This window comes from Deinococcus sp. AB2017081 (assembly GCF_034440735.1).
GTDB classification, from domain to species: Bacteria; Deinococcota; Deinococci; order Deinococcales; family Deinococcaceae; genus Deinococcus; species Deinococcus rufus.
This window is the reverse complement of sequence record NZ_CP140098.1, coordinates 2,689,187-2,711,774: the sequence shown is the minus strand read 5'-3', so window position 1 is coordinate 2,711,774 and position 22,588 is coordinate 2,689,187. Positions and strand designations below refer to the sequence as shown.

The 22,588-nt window shown below is 67.9% G+C and carries 23 protein-coding genes and 1 pseudogene; 6 read left to right on the top strand and 18 right to left on the bottom strand.

Annotated elements, in window-relative coordinates; genetic code table 11:
• Positions 1-7: 7 nt before the first annotated feature.
• Positions 8-1,915, top strand: a complete 1,908-nt coding sequence (gene cpdB, locus U2P90_RS13145) for a 2',3'-cyclic-nucleotide 2'-phosphodiesterase (RefSeq protein ID WP_322472481.1) — start codon at positions 8-10, stop codon at positions 1,913-1,915.
• A gap of 67 nt (positions 1,916-1,982) precedes the next feature.
• Here cpdB and U2P90_RS13140 read toward each other — a convergent pair whose 3' ends face one another.
• The 11 genes from U2P90_RS13140 to U2P90_RS13090 form a co-directional block, all read right to left on the bottom strand.
• Positions 1,983-2,603 (bottom strand): hypothetical protein, encoded by a 621-nt coding sequence (locus U2P90_RS13140; RefSeq protein ID WP_322472480.1) that lies wholly within the window; start codon positions 2,601-2,603, stop codon positions 1,983-1,985.
• The gene (locus U2P90_RS13135; protein ID WP_295818356.1) at positions 2,600-3,292 is read right to left on the bottom strand and encodes a redox-sensing transcriptional repressor Rex; all 693 of its coding nucleotides are present in this window, start codon (positions 3,290-3,292) and stop codon (positions 2,600-2,602) included. The genes U2P90_RS13140 and U2P90_RS13135 overlap by 4 nt, the downstream gene beginning before the upstream one ends.
• A 1-nt stretch (position 3,293) precedes the next feature.
• Complete coding sequence (locus U2P90_RS13130; protein ID WP_322472479.1) at positions 3,294-4,316, bottom strand: SPOR domain-containing protein; 1,023 nt, start codon at positions 4,314-4,316, stop codon at positions 3,294-3,296.
• Positions 4,313-5,938, bottom strand: coding sequence for a tetratricopeptide repeat protein (locus tag U2P90_RS13125; protein WP_322472478.1), 1,626 nt, complete (start codon positions 5,936-5,938; stop codon positions 4,313-4,315). Before U2P90_RS13125 ends, U2P90_RS13130 begins: the two co-directional genes overlap by 4 nt.
• Positions 5,939-6,037: 99 nt before the next feature.
• A complete protein-coding gene (rlmN, locus tag U2P90_RS13120) occupies positions 6,038-7,069 on the bottom strand; it encodes a 23S rRNA (adenine(2503)-C(2))-methyltransferase RlmN (protein ID WP_295818363.1) in 1,032 nt (343 codons plus the stop codon).
• 27 nt (positions 7,070-7,096) lie between these two features.
• Positions 7,097-7,909, bottom strand: coding sequence for a PhzF family phenazine biosynthesis protein (locus U2P90_RS13115; protein ID WP_322472477.1), 813 nt, complete (start codon positions 7,907-7,909; stop codon positions 7,097-7,099).
• A 45-nt stretch (positions 7,910-7,954) separates the two neighbouring features.
• The gene (gene lysS / locus U2P90_RS13110) at positions 7,955-9,142 is read right to left on the bottom strand and encodes a homocitrate synthase (RefSeq protein ID WP_322472476.1); all 1,188 of its coding nucleotides are present in this window, start codon (positions 9,140-9,142) and stop codon (positions 7,955-7,957) included.
• A 148-nt stretch (positions 9,143-9,290) separates the two neighbouring features.
• Positions 9,291-9,626, bottom strand: coding sequence for a hypothetical protein (locus U2P90_RS13105; protein WP_322472475.1), 336 nt, complete (start codon positions 9,624-9,626; stop codon positions 9,291-9,293).
• A gap of 50 nt (positions 9,627-9,676) precedes the next feature.
• Entirely contained in the window at positions 9,677-10,726 is a 1,050-nt protein-coding gene (argC, locus tag U2P90_RS13100; protein ID WP_322472474.1) for an N-acetyl-gamma-glutamyl-phosphate reductase, read from the bottom strand.
• A 116-nt stretch (positions 10,727-10,842) separates the two neighbouring features.
• Entirely contained in the window at positions 10,843-13,158 is a 2,316-nt protein-coding gene (gene secD / locus U2P90_RS13095) for a protein translocase subunit SecD (RefSeq protein WP_322472473.1), read from the bottom strand.
• Between the two features lie 59 nt (positions 13,159-13,217).
• A complete protein-coding gene (locus U2P90_RS13090) occupies positions 13,218-13,562 on the bottom strand; it encodes a hypothetical protein (protein WP_322472472.1) in 345 nt (114 codons plus the stop codon).
• Positions 13,563-13,719: 157 nt separating this feature from the next.
• On the opposite strand from U2P90_RS13090, the gene U2P90_RS13085 reads away from it, so the two are divergent.
• Complete coding sequence (locus tag U2P90_RS13085; RefSeq protein WP_322472471.1) at positions 13,720-14,316, top strand: hypothetical protein; 597 nt, start codon at positions 13,720-13,722, stop codon at positions 14,314-14,316.
• Between the two features lie 66 nt (positions 14,317-14,382).
• On the opposite strand, the gene infB is transcribed toward U2P90_RS13085, so the two are convergent.
• The 7 genes from infB to U2P90_RS13050 all read right to left on the bottom strand — a co-directional run bounded on the left by infB (position 14,383) and on the right by U2P90_RS13050 (position 20,328).
• The gene (gene infB / locus U2P90_RS13080; RefSeq protein ID WP_322472470.1) at positions 14,383-16,278 is read right to left on the bottom strand and encodes a translation initiation factor IF-2; all 1,896 of its coding nucleotides are present in this window, start codon (positions 16,276-16,278) and stop codon (positions 14,383-14,385) included.
• A gap of 61 nt (positions 16,279-16,339) precedes the next feature.
• Entirely contained in the window at positions 16,340-16,600 is a 261-nt protein-coding gene (locus U2P90_RS13075) for a YlxR family protein (protein WP_322472469.1), read from the bottom strand.
• Between the two features lie 4 nt (positions 16,601-16,604).
• Entirely contained in the window at positions 16,605-17,792 is a 1,188-nt protein-coding gene (gene nusA / locus U2P90_RS13070; protein ID WP_322472468.1) for a transcription termination factor NusA, read from the bottom strand.
• 43 nt (positions 17,793-17,835) lie between these two features.
• Positions 17,836-18,315, bottom strand: a complete 480-nt coding sequence (gene rimP / locus U2P90_RS13065) for a ribosome maturation factor RimP (protein ID WP_295823420.1) — start codon at positions 18,313-18,315, stop codon at positions 17,836-17,838.
• Between the two features lie 156 nt (positions 18,316-18,471).
• Positions 18,472-19,095: a septum site-determining protein MinC gene (locus U2P90_RS13060; RefSeq protein WP_295823421.1), complete on the bottom strand. Its 624-nt coding sequence runs from the start codon at positions 19,093-19,095 to the stop codon at positions 18,472-18,474.
• 114 nt (positions 19,096-19,209) lie between these two features.
• Entirely contained in the window at positions 19,210-19,875 is a 666-nt protein-coding gene (locus U2P90_RS13055; RefSeq protein ID WP_322472467.1) for a desiccation-associated late embryogenesis abundant protein, read from the bottom strand.
• A 57-nt stretch (positions 19,876-19,932) separates the two neighbouring features.
• Entirely contained in the window at positions 19,933-20,328 is a 396-nt protein-coding gene (locus U2P90_RS13050; RefSeq protein ID WP_322472466.1) for a hypothetical protein, read from the bottom strand.
• A 54-nt stretch (positions 20,329-20,382) separates the two neighbouring features.
• Here U2P90_RS13050 and U2P90_RS13045 point away from each other — a divergent pair, with 54 nt between their 5' ends.
• From U2P90_RS13045 to U2P90_RS13035, 4 genes and pseudogenes are all read left to right on the top strand, one after another.
• Positions 20,383-21,393: a DUF1517 domain-containing protein gene (locus tag U2P90_RS13045; protein ID WP_322472465.1), complete on the top strand. Its 1,011-nt coding sequence runs from the start codon at positions 20,383-20,385 to the stop codon at positions 21,391-21,393.
• A gap of 22 nt (positions 21,394-21,415) precedes the next feature.
• The gene (locus tag U2P90_RS13040) at positions 21,416-21,742 is read left to right on the top strand and encodes an HNH endonuclease (RefSeq protein ID WP_322472464.1); all 327 of its coding nucleotides are present in this window, start codon (positions 21,416-21,418) and stop codon (positions 21,740-21,742) included.
• 40 nt (positions 21,743-21,782) lie between these two features.
• A pseudogene (locus U2P90_RS20180) lies at positions 21,783-21,959 on the top strand (transposase); the annotation flags it as partial.
• A 29-nt stretch (positions 21,960-21,988) separates the two neighbouring features.
• Complete coding sequence (locus U2P90_RS13035; protein ID WP_416173934.1) at positions 21,989-22,588, top strand: IS5 family transposase; 600 nt, start codon at positions 21,989-21,991, stop codon at positions 22,586-22,588.

Below are 22,588 nucleotides of genomic sequence, written 5' to 3'. Positions count from 1 at the left end.
GCATCCGATGAAACACACCGCCTTTCTGATCGGTGCGCTGCTGCTCGGCGCGGCCGGCGCTCAGACCGTCGACCTCCGTATTCTGGAAACCACGGATCTCCATACCAACGCCCTGGGGTACGACTATTACCAGGACAAGCCGACCGGCGAATACGGCCTGGAATACACCGCCACGCTGATCAAGCAGGCCCGGACGGAGAAGGTCAACACCCTGCTGTACGACAATGGTGACCTGATCCAGGGCACCCCGCTGGGCGACTACGTGGCCCGGATCAAGCCCCTGGCGCCCGGCACCATGCACCCCATGCACGCGGCCATGGCGCTGCTGAAGTACGATGCCGGCAACCTGGGTAACCATGAATTCAACTACGGTCTGCCCTTCATCCAGCAGGTCGTCGCGGCGTCGCCCATGCCCATCGTCAGCGCGAACACCTATGCCGAGGACGGGGACGGCAACCCGGCCAACGACAAGAATGCCTTCACGCCGTATCTGATCCAGCGCAAGCTCGTGCGCGATACCTATGGCCGGCCGTACTACATCAATGTCGGCGTGATCGGCCTGCTCCCGCCGCAGATCGTGCAGTGGGACAAGAGCCACCTCGATGGCAAGGTCACCACCCGCGACATCGTCGAGACGGCCCGCAAGTTCGTTCCCGAGATGAAGGCCCGGGGCGCAGACCTCATCGTCGCCATCGCGCACAGCGGTATCACGGCCGACTACCAGCCCGGCCAGGAGAATGTCGCCACCGAGCTCACCAAGGTGGATGGGGTGGACGTGGTGCTCTCCGGCCACAGTCACCAGGTGTTCCCCGGCCCGGTGTACAAGAGCATTCCCGGTGCGGACATCGACAACGGCACCATCAACGGCAAGCCCGTCGTCATGGCCGGCTTCTGGGGCAACGATCTCGGCATCGTGGATCTGACCCTGACGAAGAAGGGCAACCGCTGGGTGATCAGCGCCGGCAAGGCGTCGGTGCGCCCGATCTGGGACGCGGCAGCCAAGAAGAGTCTGGTCACGCCTGATCCGCAGATCGCCGCCGCCGTGAAGGCCGCCCACGAGGGCACCCTGACCTACGTGCGCGGCAAGGTCGCGGATCTGACCGCGCCCATCACCTCGTACTGGGCGCTCGCGCAGGACGATCCCAGCGTGCAGCTCGTCAGCAATGCCCAGACCGCGTACGTCAAGAATGCCCTGAGCACGACCGAATACAAGGATCTGCCGGTGCTGTCGGCCGCCGCGCCCTTCAAGGCCGGTGGGCGCAGCGGCCCCAGCTACTACACCGATATTCCGGCCGGCACGCTCGCCATCAAGAACGTTGCCGACCTGTATGTGTACCCGAACACCGTGCAGGCCGTCGTGGTCACCGGTGCGCAGGTGCAGGACTGGCTGGAGCGCTCGGCTGGGCAGTTCCGCCAGATCGACCCGGCGAAGACCGAGCCCCAGGTGCTCGTCGACGACAGCTTCCCGACCTACAACTTCGACGTGATTGACGGCGTGACCTATGAGATCGACGTCACGCAGCCCAGCCGGTACGGCAGCAAGGGCGAGGTCGTGAATGCTGGCGCCCACCGGATCAAGAACCTGCAGTATCAGGGCAAGCCCATCGACCCCGCCGCGAAGTACGTCGTCGCCACCAACAACTACCGCGCCTCGGGTGGTGGCAGCTTCCCAGGCCTGGACGGGAAGAATATCGTCCTGGCGGCTCCAGACGAGACCCGGCAGGCCCTGGTCGGGTTTTTCAGTGAGCAGAAGACGGTGAACCCCACCGCCGACGGCAACTGGAAGCTCACCCCCATCCCCGGCGTGACCCTGCTGTACGTCAGCAGTCCCGCCGCCCAGAAGGCCCTGCCCGCTGGCGCGACGCTGGTACGTACCCGCGAGGACGGGTTTGCGGAGTACACGATCAAGTTCTGATCACTGAAGTGGTATGGCCCGCATCGACCGACCACGGACTGCGGGCCATTTTCACATCGGTTGGAGCTTATTCGTCTCCCTGTTTGACCCCTCCACTGACCACGTTCGTGACCTTAACCGTGACCGGCTGACCATTGCTGCTGGTACCGTAGAATTCCAGGTCACTCACACGGCCTACGCTCGCATCGGTCGCGACAACGAGGCTCCCCAGGCCACCATCCAGTCCGATGTTCAGATCTGCAGGCACGCCGTTGGCAGGTGTGGTGGGGTCATCGGGCGTACCCACGAAGGGACAGGAGTTCAGGCCATTGCGCGTTTTACAGAGGTACCCGGACGTGAGATACACGTCAGCCTTATTCACCTGAGGTGATGTCGTCGACGTCGTGGTTCCACTTGCTGTTGAGAGGACATCTCGGACGATCCGGTAGCCAGTGATATACACGGCGTCTGAGCCGGGCCGAGTCATGAAGGTGAAGGTCACGCCCTTACCGGGTGTGATGGTCCATGAGACCTTTGCAGGAGCTGTGTCAGTCGCCGGGGTGACGGCTTTGGTCGCCACTTCGACCGCCTCGGTATCGTTCACAAAAATACCGACGGATGCGCGGCTGTTTCCAGTAACCTGACCCGGGGCGCTGCCGCACGAAGCGATCAGCAGGGCGAGCATGGGCAGAGCAAGCAGCTTCTTCATTCAGTGTCCTCCGTCAGGGGAGCGTCTTTCAGGTGCGGGTTGAGGATGTAGAAGGCGAGGCGCTTCATGCCGGCGAGGAAGTCCACATTCTCGACAATGACAGCACGCCACTCATCACTGATTTCTTGCGCTCCGTTCTCGGCCGGCGGCTGAATGACGACCGGGGCGAAATTCAGGATGCCCCGCACGCCAGCGTCCACGAGCGCCTGGGCGGCGTCCTGGGCACGATCCGGGGGGACGGCCAGGAAGCCCATGTCCACAGTGTTCTGGGCAACGAAGGCTTTCAGATCGTCCATGTGGCGGACGGTCAGGTTGCGGATCTGCTGCCCCACGATGCTGGGGCTGACGTCAAAGAGGCCAGCGTACTGGAACTGGTAATCGCTGGCACCGGGGTAATTGGCAATGGCCTGCCCCAGGCGGCCCATCCCGACGATGACGACATTCCATGTCTGGTTCAGGCCCAGCACCCGCACGAGTTCGCGTTTGAGCACCGGCACCGTGTAGCCCATGCCGCGCGTGCCGAAGCGGCCAAAGTACGCGAGATCCTTGCGCACCTGAAAGGCACTGACCCCGGCGCGTTCGGCCAGGTCGCTGCTGCTGGTGCGGCTCACGTCCTGTGTTTCGAGCTGTTCGAGAATCCGGAGATACGTGACGAGCCGGCTGATCGCGGCGGTGGGAATTTCCGCCACTTCACCGCACCCGGAAGTGGTCGAGGCCATTCTCGCTCAGGCGGGTCTCGGTGCGGGTGACGGCGTCCCCGGTGTATGGCCCGACCAGCACCGTGACCTTCTTGCCATCCGGAGCGTTCACGGTGGGGTTGTAGCCGAGGTCGCGCAGCGTCTGGACGAGTTTCTGGGCGCTGTCCACGCGGTCGAAGGCACCGACCTGGAGGTACGTCGGGCCACCCGGAACGGCGGCCGGGGTGCTGGATGCCGCCGCAGTGGTGCGGCCACCCGATGTCGGTGTGGCACCGGTGCTGTTGCCCTGGGTGAGACTGCGGTTCCGGGGGGGATACAGCAGGGCACCCGGGTACGCCCGCTGGATATCGGCCAGGGCCTGCCGCGCTGTGGCCTCGTCCTCGAAGGGGCCGACCTGCGCGACGACCTGCGAGCCGAGGTCGATGGGGTAGACGGTGTACCCGAGGGCACTGACCGGCGCAGCCGCGTTGCCGGCGGCCTGCGCGGTGCTGAACGTCCCCAGGGTGATGCGGTAGTCACTCCGCAGCGGAACCCGGGACTCACTGGTGGCGACCGCACCACCGGATCGGGGCGTCGCTGAACCGGCGGCCGGGGGCTGGGCTTCAGGTGTCGTGGTGCCGGTCTCCGGAGTCGCGGCTGCCCCGGTGGGTTCGGCGGTGGGCGCGGTCGAGCTGATCGGTGGCGTCGCCTCCACGGGGGCGGCCGCAATGGTCGGGGGTTCGGCGGCGCTGCCGTCAGCGGCGACGTCGGGCGTGCCGGTCGGCTGGGTGCCGGTGGCCTGATCCCCGGCAGTCGCCGTGTCGGTCGCCCCGCCGGGTGCCGCCGGAATGGCGCTGGTGTCGGCAGTCGGTGTCGTGGGTGCGGTCTCGGTCGCGGGCTCCGGCGTGGTGGTCACGCCGGCCGTGCGGGGGTCGGGGCGCAGCAGCAGCAGGCCGAAGCCCACGAGCAGCAGCAGCACCAGCACGCCGATCAGGATGTCGGGCCAGCGGCGGGCCCGGGGCGCCGACCCCGTCACTTCAGGGCTCCCTGTGCGCGGACGCTGCCGAGGGTGGCGGCGGTTTTCAGAGAGGTGCGGGCCTCCTGCTCACGCTGCTGCGCACGCTGGGCCAGTCCGAGCATGTACCACGCCTCGGCGTTGCGGGCGTTTTCGGTGACCAGGCCGCGCAGCACCGCCTCCGCTTCAGGGTAGCGGGCACTGGCGAGCAGCGCGGATGCGAGGTTCTGGCGGGCGGTGGGCGTGGGGTCGAGCTTCACGCTCTCGGTCAGGGCGGTCGAGGCCAGGGTGTAGTCCCCGGCGGCGTAGGCACTCAGGCCCAGCCACAGCGAGGCGTCGGCGCTGGGGGCGGCCGCGTGGCTCGCCCCGAGGGCCTTGAGGGCCGCCGCGTACTGTTTCTGCCGGTAGGCGGTCACTCCCTGAACGTACTGTGCACGGGCCAGGGTCATTCCGGTCGGGTTGAGGGTCAGCGCGGCGCTGGCCTCGCTGCTGGCCTCGCTGCCGTGGTTCAGGCTGAGGTGCACGCCGGCCAGCGCCACGCGGTACGCGGCATTCCGGGGCACGAGCCGAACCGCGTTCTGGTAGGCAACGAGCGCACCGGGCCGGTCGCCCCGAGACAGGCGCAGCTCGCCCAGCCGGGCGAAGGCGGCGGCGTTGCGGCCGTTCTCGCGGGTGGCATTCTGGGCCGACACCACGGCTCCACGCGTGTCGCCTGCGGCGGCCAGCAGGTTCGCCTTGCGCAGCAGCAGGTCGCTGCGGTCGGCCGGTGCCGTCACACGCGTCAGTGCGGCGTTGAGTTCCCTCAGGCCGCGGTCCGGCAGACCCTGCGCGACATAGATGTCGGCCAGCAGGAGCGCAGCGTCGGCGCGGCCGGGCGCGCGTTTCAGCAGGGCATATACGCCCGGCAGCGCGGCCGCACCCTGGCCGGACAGCGTCCGGGCCTGGGCCAGTCGGAACTGCGCGTCCTCATCCGCAGGATCGAGGGCGACTACGGCCGCCAGGGTCGTGGTCAGGGCCGCGAAATCCGCCCTGCGAGTCTGCTCGGTCGCCAGGGCGTCGAGCACCTGCCGCTGTGCGGCGGGCGAGGCCTTGTCTTTCATCAGGGCTGCGGCGTCGCCGTACAGCTTCAGGGCGTCCTCGTAGCGGCCGGCGCGGGTGGCGATCACGCCCAGGTTGTATGGCCCCTCAAAGCGGTCGGGTGCCAGGGCCGTGAACTGACCCAGTTCGAACGCCGCTCCCCTGTCGTCCTTCTGCGCGAGCAGGGTCAGGGCCAGCCCGAAGTGCGGCTCCGGGTTGGTGTAGTTGGCGGCCACCAGCGCCTCGTACTGCCGGCGGGCCTGCGCGAACTGGCCGGCCTGGAATGCGAGCTGCGCCGTTTTCAGCAGCTGCTGCTGTCCGGCAGTCAGGGGCGTGATGGTCACCGCCGGGGCGGGGGTGGCCCCAGGGGTCGGCGCGGTGGCCGGATCCGTCGCTGAGGGCGCTCCAGGCACGACCGGCACCTTCAGCGTGTTGGTGGCATTGCTGGTGTTGAGGGTGTTCTGAATGCTGGTGGTCGTCACCGTCTCCACCAGGGTCTGGGCAGAGGCGGACGTGGCGACGGCCAGCAGCAGGCCGGTCAGTACGTAGTGGATCGGTTGCGTCACCTGAAAGCCTCCTGGAGTGCGGAAACGCGTATAGCGTAGCATTCACGTCTTGCTGAACCCTTACTCATCTGTCACAGCATGCCGGAAAGAACACGTGTCTCAGGCGGTGCCGGCGACCGCGCCGGGGCGTTTCAGGGCGAGCTGACCGCAGGCGGCGCCGGCATCCTTTCCGCGCGAGCGCCGCACGCTGACGTCAATGCCGCGTGCCTCCAGCGCGTCGTAGAAGGCCTGGATCTGATCCTCGCTGCTGGACTCGAAGCCCGAACCCTCCCAGGGGTTCATGGGGATCAGGTTCACGTGGCTGACCAGCCCGCGCAGCAGCCCGGCCAGTTCCTCGGCCTGCCACAGGTGGTCGTTCACGCCGCGCAGCATGGCGTACTCGAAGGTCACGCGCCGCCCGGTCGCTGCCTGGTATTCGCGGGCGGCGTCCATGATCTCCGCGACCGAGTTGCGGTGACCGGTCGGAATGATCGTGTTGCGGGTCGCGTCGTCCGGGGCGTGCAGGCTGATCGCCAGCTTGATGCCCAGGTCGTCCTCGGCGGCCAGCTGCCGGATGCCCTTTGGCAGGCCCACGGTCGACAGGGTGACGCGGCGCTTGCTCATGCCCAGGGCCAGGGGGTGCAGCAGGATCCGGGCCGCCGTCATGGTGTTCGCGTAGTTCAGCAGGGGCTCGCCCATGCCCATGAACACCAGATTGCGCAGCTCACGCGGCTCCAGCCCCTCGCCGCCCGCCACCGCCAGGATCTGCCCGACGATCTCGCCGGGGGTCAGGTTCCGGCCGAAGCCCATCGCGCCCGTCGCGCAGAACGCGCACTTCGCGGGGCAGCCGACCATGGTGGACACGCAGATGGTCTTGCGATCCAGATAGGGCATGTACACGGCTTCCATCTGCCGGCCGTCGTGCAGCGTGAACAGGTACTTCACGGAACCGTCCGCGCTGCGCACCGTCTCAATCTCCCGGTAGGGGCTGAGGTGGTACGTCGCCGCCAGCTCTGCACGCAGTTCGGTGGGCAGATTGGTCATGGCGTCGAAGGTGCCCACGCCCTGTCCGTACACCCAGTCCAGCAGCTGCCGCCTGCGGAAGCCCTCCAGGGGGTAGGCGTCGGGGTGCAGGTCGAGAAGAAGCTCCATCCCTCCAGTGTATAGGGGGGCGCTGGGCTACACCGTGGCCGGCAGCAGCGGCGTGGCGCGGCCACCCACCCAGACGTCCATACCCTGTCCGGTCTGTTCGAACTGGGCGCTGAGCTGCGCGGGCGTGCCGGGCATGCGCTGCGCGGCGCGGAGCAGGTTGGTGTCGGCCGGCAGGCGGTTGAGGTGGCCCAGCACCCCCACCAGGCACGCGAGCATGTTGCTGCTCGCGGCGTCCTCCAGAAAGCCCTTCAGCGGCCCGAAGGCCCGGAAACTCACGTCGGCGCGGTTCGGGCCGCCCGCTGTGAAGACGATCAGGCCGGTCGTCCCCGTCGCGCGGTTCACGGCCGAGATCGCGGCCTCGTCCACGTTGAAGGTGTCCAGCGCGGCCAGATCCGGCACATCCACGACGAAGTTCGGCCGTTCCGTCCGGGCCGTCCACGCCCGCCGGGCCCCCAGCCCCAGGGCCGAGAGGTCGCTCTCGACCTCCGCCACCATCACGGTGCCCTGCCGCAGCAGCCACTCGCCGCCGCAGAGCTGCGCGTCCTGCGTCTCGCCACCCATGCTGACCGTCATCAGGTCGGAGACCGGCTGGGTGGCGGCCCACCACGTCAGGGCCGCCACGGCTGCGCTGTCGGAGCTGCCTTTCTCTCGGGCAGGGGTGAACACCCTGAGCGAGAGGGTGGTCGCATCGCCCCCCTCCACGAAGACGCTCAGCGGTGCGCCGGCCACCGACGCGCGTGCCTGGAGGTCTCCCGCCGTCTCGGGGAACACCGTCACGCGCTTTCCACCGTCTGAGCCGGTGGGGGAGAAGGTGCGGTACAGGACGGAGTCAGGGTTCATGATGGGTCATTCCAGCACGGACGTCGCCAGGCGACCAGATGTTGTTTACGCGCTGACCCACTCGCGCAGCAGTTCCTCAAGGTGCTCGTCGTCGAGGTCGTCGTGCTCGGCGAGGGCCTTGATGTGGTCGGTGACGCGGCGCAGGGCGTCCTCGCCGTAGTGCAGGCCCAGTTCGCGGGCCTTGTAGGCGATCGCGTGCTTGCCCGTGACCTTGCTGGCCGCCTGGATGCGCCGGCCCACGCCGAAGGCCCCGGGCGGAATGGCCTCGTAGGCGCCGGGATTCAGGTAGATGGCTTTCAGGTGCATCCCGGCCTTGTGGTTGTACGCGAATTCACCGGTCAGGTAGTTGTTCCAGGGAATCGGCAGGCCGACCATCCGGGCGATCATGGCGTCCAGCTCGGGCAGCAGTTCCAGGTTGTACTTCTCGACCAGCCCCTGCGGGTCGAAGGTGAACATGCGGGCCAGGAAGCCGCCCAGCGGCGTGATGCCGTTGCGCTCCCCGATGCCCAGGATGGTCGTGTCGATGTGGGTGGCCCCGGCCTCGACGGCCTCGTAGGCGTTGCTGACCGCACAGCCGGTGTCGTTGTGGCCGTGGAATTCGATGCCGCACTCGGCGTGGATCACCTTGCGGACTTCCCGCACCAGCGTGTACACCTGCCGGGGCGTGGCCACACCCACGGTATCGGCCAGCCCCACGCGGTGCACGCCCAGGTCGCTGACGGCTCGGTACACGGCCATCAGATCCGCTTCCTCGCTGCGGAAGGTGTCCTCGGCGCTGAAGCGGATCTGGAGTTCCGGATGGTTGTCCTTGATCCAGCCGATCACCTTCTGGGCCGACGCAATGATTCCAGCGATGTCTTTGCCGTGCGAGAACTCGCGCAGGAAGGAGCTGGTGCCGAACAGCAGATCCAGGCCGTGGACGCCGGTATCGACCGCCCGCTGCACGTCGTCCATGTGGCAGCGCACGTGGGTCAGGAACTTCGACTTCAGGCCCAGCGACGTCAGTTTCAGGATGTCGGCGTGGGTCTGGGCGCTGACCATCGGGGTGGTCACCTCGATGAACTCGGCCCCGAAGGCATCGAGTGCGCGGGCGATCTCGACCTTGTCATCCGATTTGAAGTTGCCCCGGGCGAACTGCTCGCCCTCCCGCAGGGTGGAGTCGATGATCGCCCACGAGGTCGCGGGGATCAGCGGGACGTAGTTGACGGGAGCTTCGGGGAGTTCTGGGGTCATGGGTGCCTCGTGCGTGGCATTCTGCCTGTACGCCTGATGAATGTCAAGAAATTTGGATAAATGGTTTTCGAATGAAAGCTTATTGGGCGAGCCGTGGTTTGAGTGAATTCTGAATCAGTGGGCTGGACTCAGAGGCGGCGACGTTCGATCACTGCCCTAAGGCTGACGTCAGTATTTCGAATCCTTTTCGCAGAAAAAACAGGCAATCGCCGGACGTGAGCTGCAGCACGCCGTGATGGCCAATAACGACATGGCACTTGACGTCCACTTGGAAGAAGTTGAGGCGGCCGTAGAGCTCATCCGCAATTTCCTGCACAGCTTCTACGACAGCTTCGCTGGAATGTGACAAGTAAGTGGAAATGTGACATACATTATCCGAATCGTCGTGTCTATACACAATGGCCTGATGTGCATCTGTGATCTGCCCAAGACATGCCTGCACAAGATTCAGTTCAATAAGTGCTATGGCACCACTTCCGGACATTTAATTCCCTGACTCCATGCATTCTGTTCGCGCGATACCAGTCATGTCATTCACGCCGGGTGCAGACCCGCGAACTCCAGCCCGGTCGTCTCCGCCCAGCCCTGGCTGATGTTCAGACTCTGGATGGCGTGGCCGGCAGTGCCCTTCACGAGGTTGTCGATGGCCGACATCAGCACGACTCGTCCCGTGTCCTGATCCATCTCAAAGCCCAGGTCGCAGTAGTTCGTGCCGTCGAGGAGCATGGGATCGGGGTAGCGGTGGATGCCCTTGGCGACCTTGACGATGCGGATGAAGGGCTCCTGGCCGTACACCTCGCGGTACGCGCTCCAGACGTCCTTGTCGCTCCAGCCGTCCGGCACCCACGCCTGCACGGTGGTCAGGATGCCCCGGACGCGCGGCGTGCTGATCGCGGTCAGGTGGATGGGGAAATTGCCCGGCAGTTCCTGTCTCGCCTCGGCGGTGTGCCGGTGCCCGACGGGCTTGTACACGCGCAGGCTCCCGGCCCGCTCGGGGTGGTGCGAGCCGTCGCTGGCGCTCGCCCCGGCGGCCGACGACCCGACGAGGCCGGTGGCGATGACGTCTTTCGGGAGCAGCACGCCCAGTTTCAGCAGCGGGTACAGCGCCAGGATCACGCTGGTGGCGAAGCAGCCCGCGCATGCGATCCGGGTCGCGCCGACCAGTTCCTCACGGTGCAGTTCCGGGTTGCCGTAGACCCATTCGCCCAGCTTGTCCGGGGCGGGGTGATCCTCGCCGTAGGTGGCGCGGTACACGGCCGGGTCTTTCAGCCGGAAGTCGGCCGACAGGTCGATGATGATCCGGCCCTTCGCCTCGAACTCGGCAATCCGCTTGGCGGCGCTGTTATGCGGCAGGGCCAGCACGACCACGTCGGCGGCGTCCAGATCGGCGGCTTTGCGGAACTTCAGGTTCGTCCGCCCCCGCAGGTTGGGATGCACCAGACCCACCGGCGTGCCCGCGTTGCGCTCGCTGGTCACCTGCGTGACGTTCAGGTGGGGGTGGTTCAGGGCGAGGCGCAGGAATTCCCCGCCCGCGTAGCCGCTGCCGCCGACGATGGCGACGCTGAGTTGTTCGGATCCCGTCATGGCGAAGAGGATAGCGTGCCCACTGGAGACTATCCGGATGATATGTCTATGCCCACCTGAATATTGCAATTGAAAAGCCCGCCTCGATCATGAGGCGGGCGGCGTGACCGGTGTGCTCAGGCCTTGGCGGGCTGGCCCCCGGACTTGCGCCGGCGGTTCCACTCCTCGAAGTACACGACGAGCGGCGCGACGATATAGATGCTGGAGTACGTCCCGATGATGATGCCGACCAGCAGGATGATGCTGAAGTCGCGCAGCACCGGTCCGCCGAAGATCAGCAGGCTGATCAGCGGGAGCATGGTGCTCACCGAGGTCATGATCGTGCGCGACAGCGTCTGGTTGATGCTGGTGTTCACGATCTGGCGGTACGACTTCCCGCGCATCTCCTTGATGTTCTCCCGGATCCGGTCGGACACGATGATCGAGTCGTTCAGCGAGTAGCCGATCAGGGTCAGGACGGCCGCCACGGTGGCGATCGAGAACTCCAGCCCCAGCAGCGCGTACAGGCCCATCACGATGCCCACGTCGTGCACCACGGCCAGGATCGATCCCAGACCCATGATGAAATCGAAGCGGAAGCCCACGTAGATCAGGATCAGGGCCATGCCCAACAGCACAGCCTTGATGGTCTTGTCGGTCAGTTCCCGGCCCACGGCCGGACCCACCGTCTCGGTGGCCTGCACCTGACCGCCCGGCACCTTCGCGATGGCGGTGCTCAGGGTGGTCGTCTCGGCGGCCGTCAGCTGCGGCACCTTCACGGTGTACTGGGCTCCGCTCTGTGCGGGTGTGATGTCGCGCTGGATCGCGGCGCTCTGGGCCGTGACCTTCTCGATGCCGGCCCCGGCCACCGCCGCACGCACCTGTTCGGTCGTGCTCGTGCCGTCGGCCCGCACGGTCAGGGTCGTGCCAGAGGTGAAGTCCACGCCGTAGTTCAGACCCCGAGTGGCGAGCACGCCCAGTCCTGCCAGTGCCAGCAGCACGCTGGCCGTGGTCACGATCGGCGCCGCCTTGATGAAGTCGAAGTTCGTGTGTTTGATCCACATGGGTGCCGTCATGTTCGGCCTGCGGGCCGCCAGCCACTCCAGGAACCACTTGGCGAACACCAGGTTCGAGAACGTGCTGGCGACCACCCCGATGATCAGCGTGACCGCGAAGCCCTTGACCGGACCGGTGGAGTAGTTGTAGAGCGCCAGGGCCGACAGCAGGTGCGAGGCGTTCACGTCCAGGATGGCGGCCGTGGAGTGCTGGTACCCGGCGTTGATCGAGTTGCGGATGCCCTTGCCCTTCTGCATCTCCTCCTTGATGCGCTCGAAGGAGATGACGTTGCCGTCCACGGCGGCCCCGATGGTCAGCACGAGTCCGGCGATGCCGGGCAGCGTCAGGGTCGCGCCGAAGCCGGCCAGCATGCCCAGGATCACCACCGACGAGAACAGCAGGCCCAGCGCCCCGACCAGCCCGAACCACAGGCCGTAGTAGAAGAACAGCATCAGGAACACCAGACCGATGCCGACGACGGCCGCGATTGCGCCGCTGCGGATGGCGTCGGCCCCCAGCGTCGGGCCGACCGCCCGCTCGGCTTCGGTCTTGATCTTGATCGGCAGCGCCCCGGATTTGAGCACCAGTGCGAGCTGGTTGGCCTCCTCGGCGCTGAAGTTCCCGGTGATCTGCACGTCGCGGAACAGGCGCTGCTGGATGGTCGCCACGCTCTGGATCTGGTCATCGAGCACGACGGCCATGAGTTTGCCGACATTCTTGCCGGTGAAGTCACCGAAGGTCGCTGCGCCCTTGTCGGTGTTCTGGAAGGTCACCACCCAGCGCGACGATTGTGGATCGGTCGCGGCCTGGGCGCTGGCAATCACCTCGCCCGTCGCCTGCACCGGCCCGAGCTGCGCCAGGGTGTAGCCGCTGCTGCGCGGACTCCTTGCCAGCACGGCCTGATCGGGCTGTGCGCCCTGCTGAACGATCCGGAATTCCAGCCGGGCCGTGCGCTGGATGATCTCGCGGGCCCGCTGCTGCACCGCCGGGGTCGCGCCGGGGATCTCCACGACCACGCGCCGGCCACCGGACACGGTCACGGTCGGTTCGGCCACGCCCAGCGCGTTGATGCGGTTCTCGATCACGGTCTTGACGCGGTCGAGTTCGTCGCGGGTGGCGGTGCCGGATTCCGGGGCCAGTTCGATCCGCAGGCCACCCTTGAGGTCGAGGCCCAGCGTCACGAACTCGTACCTGCCTGGATCCCACACCGTCCAGAGGTTGTCGCGGTGCTCCCACGGCCGCCAGATGTACGCCAGGCTGGCGAGCAGGGTGAGCAGCAGGAAGAGGGGCGTCCAGCGGGAGGTGGAGGATCGGCCGGTCGGGGCGCGGCGCGGTGGTGGGGGCCGGCGGTCGTTGCCGCCCCGGTTGCGGTTGGTGTTCTTGTTGCCGTAGGTCACGGGTCTGTCTCCTGATCGATTGAGGGGTCAGCGGGAAGGGCCGGTCCAGGTGTGGCCCGTCACCCACCATCCGTCTGCCTTCGGCCCAGCACCGTCAGGTCGGGTCGCTGTGCCTGGACGCCCCACATCGCCGTGGAGAGCGCCGCCATCAGCACGGTCGGCCCTGCCCATTCCGGCAGCGGAGCGGGTGGGGGGAGCACCGGCACGCCCGGCGACGGCTGGGGCACTGCCCGCAGTTCCGGCGTGAGCGGCGTGACGGTTCCTGCCGTCAGGCGCGGGGCCTGTTCCGGCACCCGCGCGGGCGTTCCCAGCATGACGGCCAGCACCGACAGCACCGTCAGCAGCCCCGGCCACGCCGACAGACGGGCGTGCCACGTGGGCGGAATGGTGCGCAGTCTGCTCAAAGCGCCACAGCATACCAGACCCGTCCTGATCGTCCGGTGACCGGGGCGCGTTCAGCGCCCATTCAGCCATGTTAGCCCCGCCCTAACCGCGCCCGCGCACCGTGGGGGTGTGGACGGAACTGGAACCCCCGCCACAGAACCCCAAGGAGTGTGACCCGTGAACGAACAGATTCCCCGACCCGACACCGCCGCTCGCACCCGCAAGACGGCCCGCCTGCCGCTGATCGCACTGGCCGCGCTGCCGCTGACCGTGGGCGTCGTGCTCGCCCAGCAGAGCACCAGTGGCACCGCCGCTGCACCCACCGCGCAGGCCCAGCGGGTGCAGCCCGTTCAGCCCGGCCAGACCCCCACCACGCCCGTCCAGCCTGGACAGGCGGCTCCCCGGCCGGTCAGCGGCACCAATTATGCCGACGTGTTCCTGCAGAACCTCGCCGCGCAGCTCGGGATCACCACCGCCAAGCTCAAGTCGGCGGCCATCGCGGCGGGCAGCGCCACCATCGACCAGGGCGTGAAGGCCGGCGATGTCCCCAGCGACCGCGCCGCCGAGATGAAGCAGCGCCTGGAGCAGAACCCCTTCGCCATCGGCGGCGGGCGGGGCGGCCCCGGAGGACATGGCGGGCATGGCCCCGGCATGGGCCGGCACGGTGGTCCAGACGGCCCGGACGGCAGAGGCCCCGACAGCCCGCATGCCCCCGATCCGCAGGGGGCCCCCGACGCGCCGGCAGGCACGACGTCGGGCACCAGCGGAACCTGACCGCACCACACAGCGCAGGGGCCGGACGTTGCGTGTCCGGCCCCTGCGCTGTGGTCATGCTCGGGCTTACGCCGGCGTGACCTCGACCATCTCGCTGGCCTCAATGATGTCGCCTTCCATCACGTTGTCCCAGTCCACGTTGATCCCGCACTCGTAGCCGGTCTGCACCTCACGGACATCGTCCTTGAAGCGCTTGAGGCCCACGATGGTGCCCTCGTACACGACCTGCTTGCCACGCGTGACCTTGGCCTTGGCGTTGCGCTTGAGCGAGCCGTCCGTGACGTACGACCCGGCGATGTTGCCGCTGCGCGGGTGCTTGATGATCATGCGGACTTCCGCACGGCCCAGGTACTTCTCCTCGAACACTGGCTCGGAGGTGCCCTTGATCAGGCGGTCGACCTCGTCGATCAGCTCGTAGATGATCCGGTAGGACTTGATGTCCACACCCTTGCTGTCGGCGATCTTCTTGACCCCCCCGGCGGCGGTCACGCTGAAGCACAGGATGGTGGCCTCGGCGGTGCTGGCCAGCAGCACATCGGCCTCGCTGGGCGCGCCGATGCCGGCGAACATCACGTTGATCTTGACGTCGTCGGATTCCTTGCGGGCCAGGATGCCCTGGATCGCCTCGACGCTGCCCTGGGTGTCGGCCCGCAGGATCAGGTTGACGGTGCGTACCGAGCCGAGCGACCCCATCATCTCCTCCAGGGTCAGGCGGCTGCGGACGCGGGCGTTCTCGACGTCGCGGCGGTCACTGGCGCGGGCCTGCACGATCTCGCGGGCCGCATGCTCGTTCTTCGCGGCGACGACCTTCTCGCCGCTGTCCGGCACCTCGCTGAAGCCCAGCACCTGCACGGGCGTGCTCGGCCCGGCGGACTTGATGCGGCCCCCGTTCGTGTCGGTCATGGCCTTGACCTTGCCGTACTTCTCGCCCACCACCAGGAAGTCCCCGAGGTTCAGCGTGCCCTGCTGCACCATGACGGTGGCGAGCACCCCGGCCTGCTTGTCGACCTTGCCCTCGATGATCACGCCGGCGAACTCGCCCTTCGGATCGGCCCGCAGATCCTCGATCTCGGCCGTCAGGATGATGTACTCCAGCAGGTCCTCGATCCCTTCACCCGAGCGGGCACTGACCGGCACCACGACCAGATCCCCACCGTACTCTTCGGGCACCAGATTCAGCTGGGTCAGGTCGGTCTTGACGCGATCCGGATCAGCCTGCGCGAGGTCGATCTTGTTGATCGCGACGATCATCGGCACCTTCGCAGCCTGCGCGTGGGCGATGGCCTCGCGCGTCTGGGGCATGAGGCTGTCGTCGGCGGCAATCACGATGATCGCGATGTCCGCGACGTTCGCGCCGCGCGCGCGGATGGTCGTGAACGCCTCGTGGCCCGGCGTGTCGATGAACACGATGCGGCCCTTGCTGGTCTGCGCCTCGAAGGCCCCGACGTGCTGCGTGATGCCCCCCGCCTCCTTGGCCGCGACCTTGGTCTTGCGGATGTAGTCCAGCAGGCTGGTCTTGCCGTGGTCGACGTGACCCATGATGGTCACGACCGGGGCGCGGTGGGGCAGTTCGGTGGTGGCTGTCGCGGCCGGACGCTCCTCGACCTGGGTGGCCGTGGCGGCGGGTGGGGTCGGACGGCCCTCGCTGGACATCTGGCCGGGCGCGGGCTCCGGCGGTGCCGTCACGGCGGGTGCCGTCGGCTGCGCGGCCGTGGCGGGCGCCGATGTCGGGCCTGTGCCCGGCTCCGCCGCATCGACTGTGGGAGAGACATCCTCCACCTGACCGCCCGTGACCTGGGTGCCTTCCTCGGCGAGGATCTGTTTGATGAGTTCGACGGTGTCCTCCTCGATGGTCGAGCTGACGCTCTTGTACTGCACGCCGAGGCCGTCGAGGATCTCGAGCATTCGGTGGTTCTCCACGCCCACTTCCTTGGCGAGGGTATAGATTCGGATTTTCGACATGCTCACCTCCGGTGAGTTCCGCGGGCCCTGGGGCGGCGCGGCATGAACTTGGTCGATGACATCACTCGCTGGCTCCGAGCTGGACGCTGAGGGCCGGGGCCTGGGCCCCGAAGGTTCGGCGCAGCCGCCGATCCTGCCAGCACGCGGGGGTGTCAGCGCAGACATACGCGCCCCGCCCGGTGCGTGGCCCCGGCACGACCCGCCACACGCCGTCCACGCGGGTCACGCGCCGCAGCTCGGGCTGGGGCCGCCGTCGGCGGCACGCCACGCAGCTGCGTTCCGGCACGTGCCGGTAGGTGGGGGTGGCGCCCTGGCCGGTCACCGGGTCACTCCTGCGCGTCGTCCGGGCTGGCGGTCGCCACCGACTTGCTGTCCTTGAACAGCGCATCGAAGGCCGACTTGGCGGCGTCGCCGTCGCTCTTGCTGCCCTGCTCGTCGGCCAGCGCCTGCTGCATGGCGCTGTCGAGGTCGCTGATCGCGGCCGTCTCGCGCAGGTCGATCTTGAAGCCGGTCAGCTTGGCGGCCAGGCGGACGTTCTGCCCGCCCTTGCCGATCGCCAGCGACAGCTGATCCGGCGTGACGGTCACGGTCGCCTCGCGGCGGTCGACCATCACATCGATCAGTCCCACCTTGGCGGGCGACAGGGCGTTGCGGATGAAGTCCCGCGTGTTGCCGTCCCACAGGATCACGTCCACGCGCTCGCGGCCGAGTTCGCCGGTCACGGCCTGGATGCGGTTCCCGCGGTGCCCGATGCACGCGCCGATGGGATCGACGTTGCTGTTGTGGGAGAACACCGCGACCTTGCTGCGCTGTCCGGCCTCGCGGGCGATGGCCTTGACCTCCACGATGCCGTTGGCGACCTCGGGAATTTCCTGGCGCAGCAGGTAGTCCAGCAGGCGCTCGTCGGCGCGGCTCGCGAGGATGGTCGGCCCCTTGGGCGTTTTTCGGACTTCTTTGAGGTAGATCTTCACGCGGTTGCCGGGAGTCAGCTTCTCGCCCGGGATCTGCTCACGGGGCGGCAGGATCGCCTCGCCGGCGCCCAGTTCCACGAACCAGTTGCCCTTGTTGTCGCTGCGCACGACCTGGGCGGTCAGCACCTGGCCCTCGCGATCCTTGTACTCGTTGAAGACCACGTTGCGCTCGGTCTCGCGCATCTTCTGGGTCAGGGTCTGCTTGGCGGCCTGGAGGGCGATCCGCGAGAACTTCTCCTTCTCGACCGGGAACTCCATCTCCATGCCGATCTCGACGCCGGAGTCCAGCTCCAGCGCGTCGGCCAGCGAGATCTGGAGGTGCTCGTCCTCGACCTTCTCGACGACCTCGCGCACGACGAGCACTTCCAGCTCGCCGCTCTGGGGATCGAGGTGTACCTCGATGCGGCGATCCGGCTCGACGTTGCGGGTGTAGGCCTGCGCCAGCGACTGCTCGAAGGCCTCGATCAGCTGCAGCTCGTTGATGTTGCGGGCCTGCGCGACCTCGCGCAGCGCGTCCGCGAAATTGAATTCCGGCTGGGTCATCTCACTCTTCCTTCCGGCCCCATGGCCGGCCATGCGGGGGGCGTCAGCGGTGTGACGGGGGAAACTCGGCCAGGTTCGCCACCATGGTTCCGGCCTGAAGCGTCACGTCGTCCCCGTTCACGTCGAAGGTCACGGCGTCGCCCTGCACCGCCTTGATGGGCGCGGTGAAGGCGTGCCCGTCGGCACGGACGCGGGCCTTGAGGCCCACCATGCGCTCGAAGTGCCGCGCGCGCAGCAGCGGACGTTTCGAGCCGGGGGACTCGAACTCCAGACGGTACTCGCCGGGAATCGGGTCAAGGCGGTCGAATTCCGCGTCGGCGGCGCGGCTGGCGGCCGTCAGGTCGGCCATGGTCACCGGCTGCTCGTCGAGCCGGTCGATCCGCACCAGCACGATGCGTTCGCCCCCGGCGAGGTGCTGCTGTACCTCCAGCACCTCGAAGCCGAGTGGCTCGACGGCGGCCCTGGCAATGTCCTGAAGTCTTGAGTTGTCGGCTGTGGTGTGTCTGGCTGGGTTGTTATTCATATTGTGTCGGCCCCGTGCTGGCAGCCTGGAAACCACCCCCTTCACGAAAAAAGGTGGGTCAGCCCCACCCCTCGTCCGAGGAATCCAGACGGCAGTATACCGCACCGGGTCGGTGCGGCGATGGTGTCGCTCACACTCGCGCGGTGGGTGCCGTCCCTACTTCTGGGCGTCGATCACGATCACGCCGCCCTGCAGGCGGGCGAATTCGGCCACCGCCGGCCCCTCGCGGCGCTGCATGTTGCTCAGGCTGCTGCCCTCCGGAGCACGGGCCACCGCGTCCCCGATGCGGATCTGGGCGCTGGCGATGGGCCGCGCCCACACGATCGCGTCGGCGTAGCCGCCCTGTCCGGCGTGCGCGACCCCACGCAGCGCCCCCACCACGATCACGTCGCCTCCGGCGATGACCTCGGCGCCGGGGTTGACGTCGCCCAGCACGATCACGCTGCCCCGGTATTCACGCCGGTTGCCGGCCCGGATGCTGCCGGGGACAATCACCGTGCGGGCACTGTCGAGCGGACTGGCGGTCGGCGCGGCCGGGGCTGTGCCGGGAGCACTCACCGTCACGCGCGGTGCCCGCACGCGGCCCGGTGTGCCTCCCGCCGACCGGATGGCGTGCAGCGCGGCCTCCAGTGCCTCGGGATCGGCGTCTCCACCGACTTCCAGTGTGACGGACTGCCCCCCCAGCTCGCCCCGGCCACGCAGCGCCTCCGACACGCTCTGCGCAGTATCGCCGGGTTCGAGCAGGAGGTTCAGGCCACCCAGGGTGCCGCGCAGCTTCATGATGCCCAATCTAGCGTCGGGGCGGGCCGGTGTGCGCCCCCGGACAGAGGCTGGCGCCGGGCACCACAGCGACGGGCACCCCACACTGGAGTGCCCGTACCGGAGGGGTGGTGGTCAGGCCCGGCGATCGGCGCTGCGCTTGGCCTTCGCGGCGGCGTCGGCCACATCGTTCGCTGCCTTCTCCGTCTTGTCGGCGGCTGTCCGGGCCGTCGCCTGCACGTCGTCCCGGGCCTTCGCGGCACTCTGTTCCATGTTGGATTTCACGTCGCGGGCGGCATTGCGGGCACTCGCCGCCAGATCCTGGGACGAGTCGCTGGCCTTCGCGGCGGCGTCGCTGGCAGCGGCCTTCACGTCGGCGGCCACCTCCTTCGCCTGGGCCGCCACGTCCGGCGCGTGATCCTTCGCGGTATCGGCCGCCCCGGTGACCGCTTCACGGGCGGTGTCAGCGGCCTTGCCGACCGCATCCTTGACGTCACCGGCGACTTCCCTGGCCTTGTCGACGGCGGCGCTCGCCCCGCCGGCAGCGGCGTCCTTGACGTCGCCCGCCTTGTCGGCGATCACGGCCCCGGCACTGCTGGCGGCGTCCTTCGTCTTCTCCCAGCCCTTGGTCACGCTCTGGCCCACGTCCTGCGCGGCATCTTTCAGGCCCAGTTCGGACAGCTTGGCGTCGAGGGCCCGGCGGTTCTGTTCGCGGCTGAAGTAGTACGCGCCGGCACCGATCAGTGCCCCGAGCACCAGCAGCCGCTTGATGGGAAAATGACCTTCGCTACGGTTCAACATGAGGCCCAGCCTACGCGGCACACACAAACGCGGGATGAGCCTGTGTTTACACCGGGTTTACGCCCCTGGACGCAGCAGCCCCACACGGGTGGCGAGGGTGCGGGCGAGGATCCATTCCTCGGGCTCGTCCAGTCCGGTCACGCGCACCAGCACGCAGTCCCGGTCCAGGTAGAAGGCGGTGATCTTCGCCCACGCGTCCTCCTCCGTCTCGGCCGTCTCGTCGATGTCCTCCAGGGTGCCCCACACGTCGCCGTCCACATCGGCGCTCTGGAGGGCCTCGGCGTGGGCACTCAGGGTGTAGGCGTCGACGGCCTCGTCGCGGGTGTAGGTGCCGCCGGGTTCGCGCACGGCCAGCGTGTCGTCACGTTCGTACAGGCTGTCCAGAAAGTCCTGCCACTGCCCGGCATCCAGGGTGACGACGGCGGCGTCCTCGAACGGGGGGGAAGAAGTCATGCCCGGAGTGTAGCCGCGCAGACTCCTGTCCCCCGTGCGCCGTAGACTCCTGGCATGCGCCACACCGTAGCCCGCTCCGGAGCCGCCCACCGCATCGTCCCGGCCGTGCGCTGGCTGGGGGTGCTCGCCACCGTCGTCCTCCTGCTGACCGTGTTCCCCGGCCACCTGGGCAGCGCCCAGTCCGGCGGCGGCTTCGGCGGAAGCTCCAGCGGGGGATCGTCGGGCGGTGGGGGCGGAGGGGGCGGCTACTCGGGTGGCGGCGGGTATTCCGGTGGGGGCGGCTACTCGGGGGGCGGGGGCTTCGGGCCGGTGATCATCAACGGTGGCGGCTACGGCGGGGGCTACTCCGGAGGCGGTGGCCTGAGCGGCTTCGGGATCGTGCCGCTGATCATCTTCGGGGTGGTGATCTTTGGCGTGGTCGGGGCGATGCGGCGCAGCCTGGGGGGCGGCGGGGCCCGCGGCGTGGGGAGCGGCATGCTCTCGACCCTGAGCGGCACCGCGCAGGCGGTCAGCGTGCAGCTGCTGCTGGCCGAGGGCGACGAGGTCAAGGGTGCCCTGCAGCGCGTGGCCCAGACTGGCGATCCCGACACCAACGAGGGCCTGGCCCGCATGCTTCAGGAGGCTGCGCTGGTCGCCCTGCGGCACCCCGAGCGCTGGGTGTACGGCAACGTGGAGCGGGCCCAGGGAGCCCCCACCGCAGCCGAGAGCCAGGTCGGCGCGTGGGCGACCGAGGCCCGCGCCGCATTCACCGACCAGACGACCAGCAACTACCAGAACCGTGACCCGAACTCTGGCTACTCCCGCCGCACCGACTATTCGTACAGCAAGGACGCCGGTGACCAGTACCTCGCCGTGACCATCGCGGTGGCGGCCCACGCCCTGGGGACGCTGCCGCCGGCGGGTGTGACCACCATGGCCGAGGCGCGCGCGGCCCTCCAGACCATCAGCGCCGTGAGTGCCGGCGACCTGATCCGCGCCGAGGTCGTGTGGAGTCCCGACATGGAGGGTGAGTTCCTCAGCGAGGATGAAGCCATCCAGAAGTACCCGAAGCTGACGAAACTCTAGACGCGCCCCGTAGCGTGGGCGGATGGCCCGCCGTACCGCTCCCAGTTCGTGGCCGCCGCCCGCGGCCCCACCGCAGGTGTGTGCGCTGTGTGGCCGGGCGGTGCCGCTGCTGACCGAGCACCATCTGGTGCCCCGGTCGCGGGGGCGACGGCGCGGCCTGAAGCCCCAGGAACTGCCCACGGTACAGCTGTGCCGCGCGTGCCACCAGTTCCTGCACCGCACCTTCAGCAACGAGGAACTGGAGCGCGAGTTCCACACCCCGCAGCGACTGCTGGAGCACGACGCCGTGCGCCGCTTCGTGACGTGGCTGCGCACCCAGCCGGCGACCCGAACCGTGCGGGTACGCTAGGTTCTGTCCGCAAAGTGTCATCCACAGGCAAGAATGACGTGTGGTACGACGCTATGAACTGACGGACGAGCAGTGGAGCCAACTGGCTCCACTGCTCCCACCTCAACGCCAGCGCACCGGACGGCCCTCCCTCGATCACCGCTCGGTTCTGAACGGCATCCTGTGGATCAAACGTTCCGGAAGTGCGTGGCGCGACCTCCCCGAACGCTATAGCAACTGGAAAACGGTGAGCTCTCGGTTCTATCGTTGGCAGCAGCAAGGCCTCTGGACACAGCTTCTCGCCCGTGTACAGGAACGAGCAGATCATGCCAGCCACGTCAACTGGGACGTCCACATGATCGACAGCACCATCGTGCGCGCCCACCAAAGTGCGGCAGGCGCAAAAAAGGGGACGGCGACGAAGCGCTCGGCCGCTCACAAGGCGGCTTCGGGACGAAGATCCACTTGAAATGTGATGGCCATGGAAGGCCGGTGGCCTTCCTGCTGACCGCTGGGCACCGCAATGAGATGCTGATGTTCGAGGCGCTGCTGGACGCCGGGCAGATCAAGCGCCGGAGTCGGGGCCGGCCCCGACTCCGGCCCACGTACGTCCTGGCGGATCGGGCGTACAGCGGCGACAAAGCACACCGGCTCTGTCGAAAACGAGGAATTCGTCTGGTGGTTCCTCCAAAGCGGGATCACCGGCGTCCCCGGTCATACGACCGGGGACTGTACCGACGTCGCAACGTCATTGAACGGCTGGTGGGTCGCCTGAAGCGCTCTCGGAGAATCGCGACTCGGTTTGAGAAGCGGGCGTGTCACTACGCCGCGATGGTCACCATCGCCTGCATCATGGAATGGCTTTGA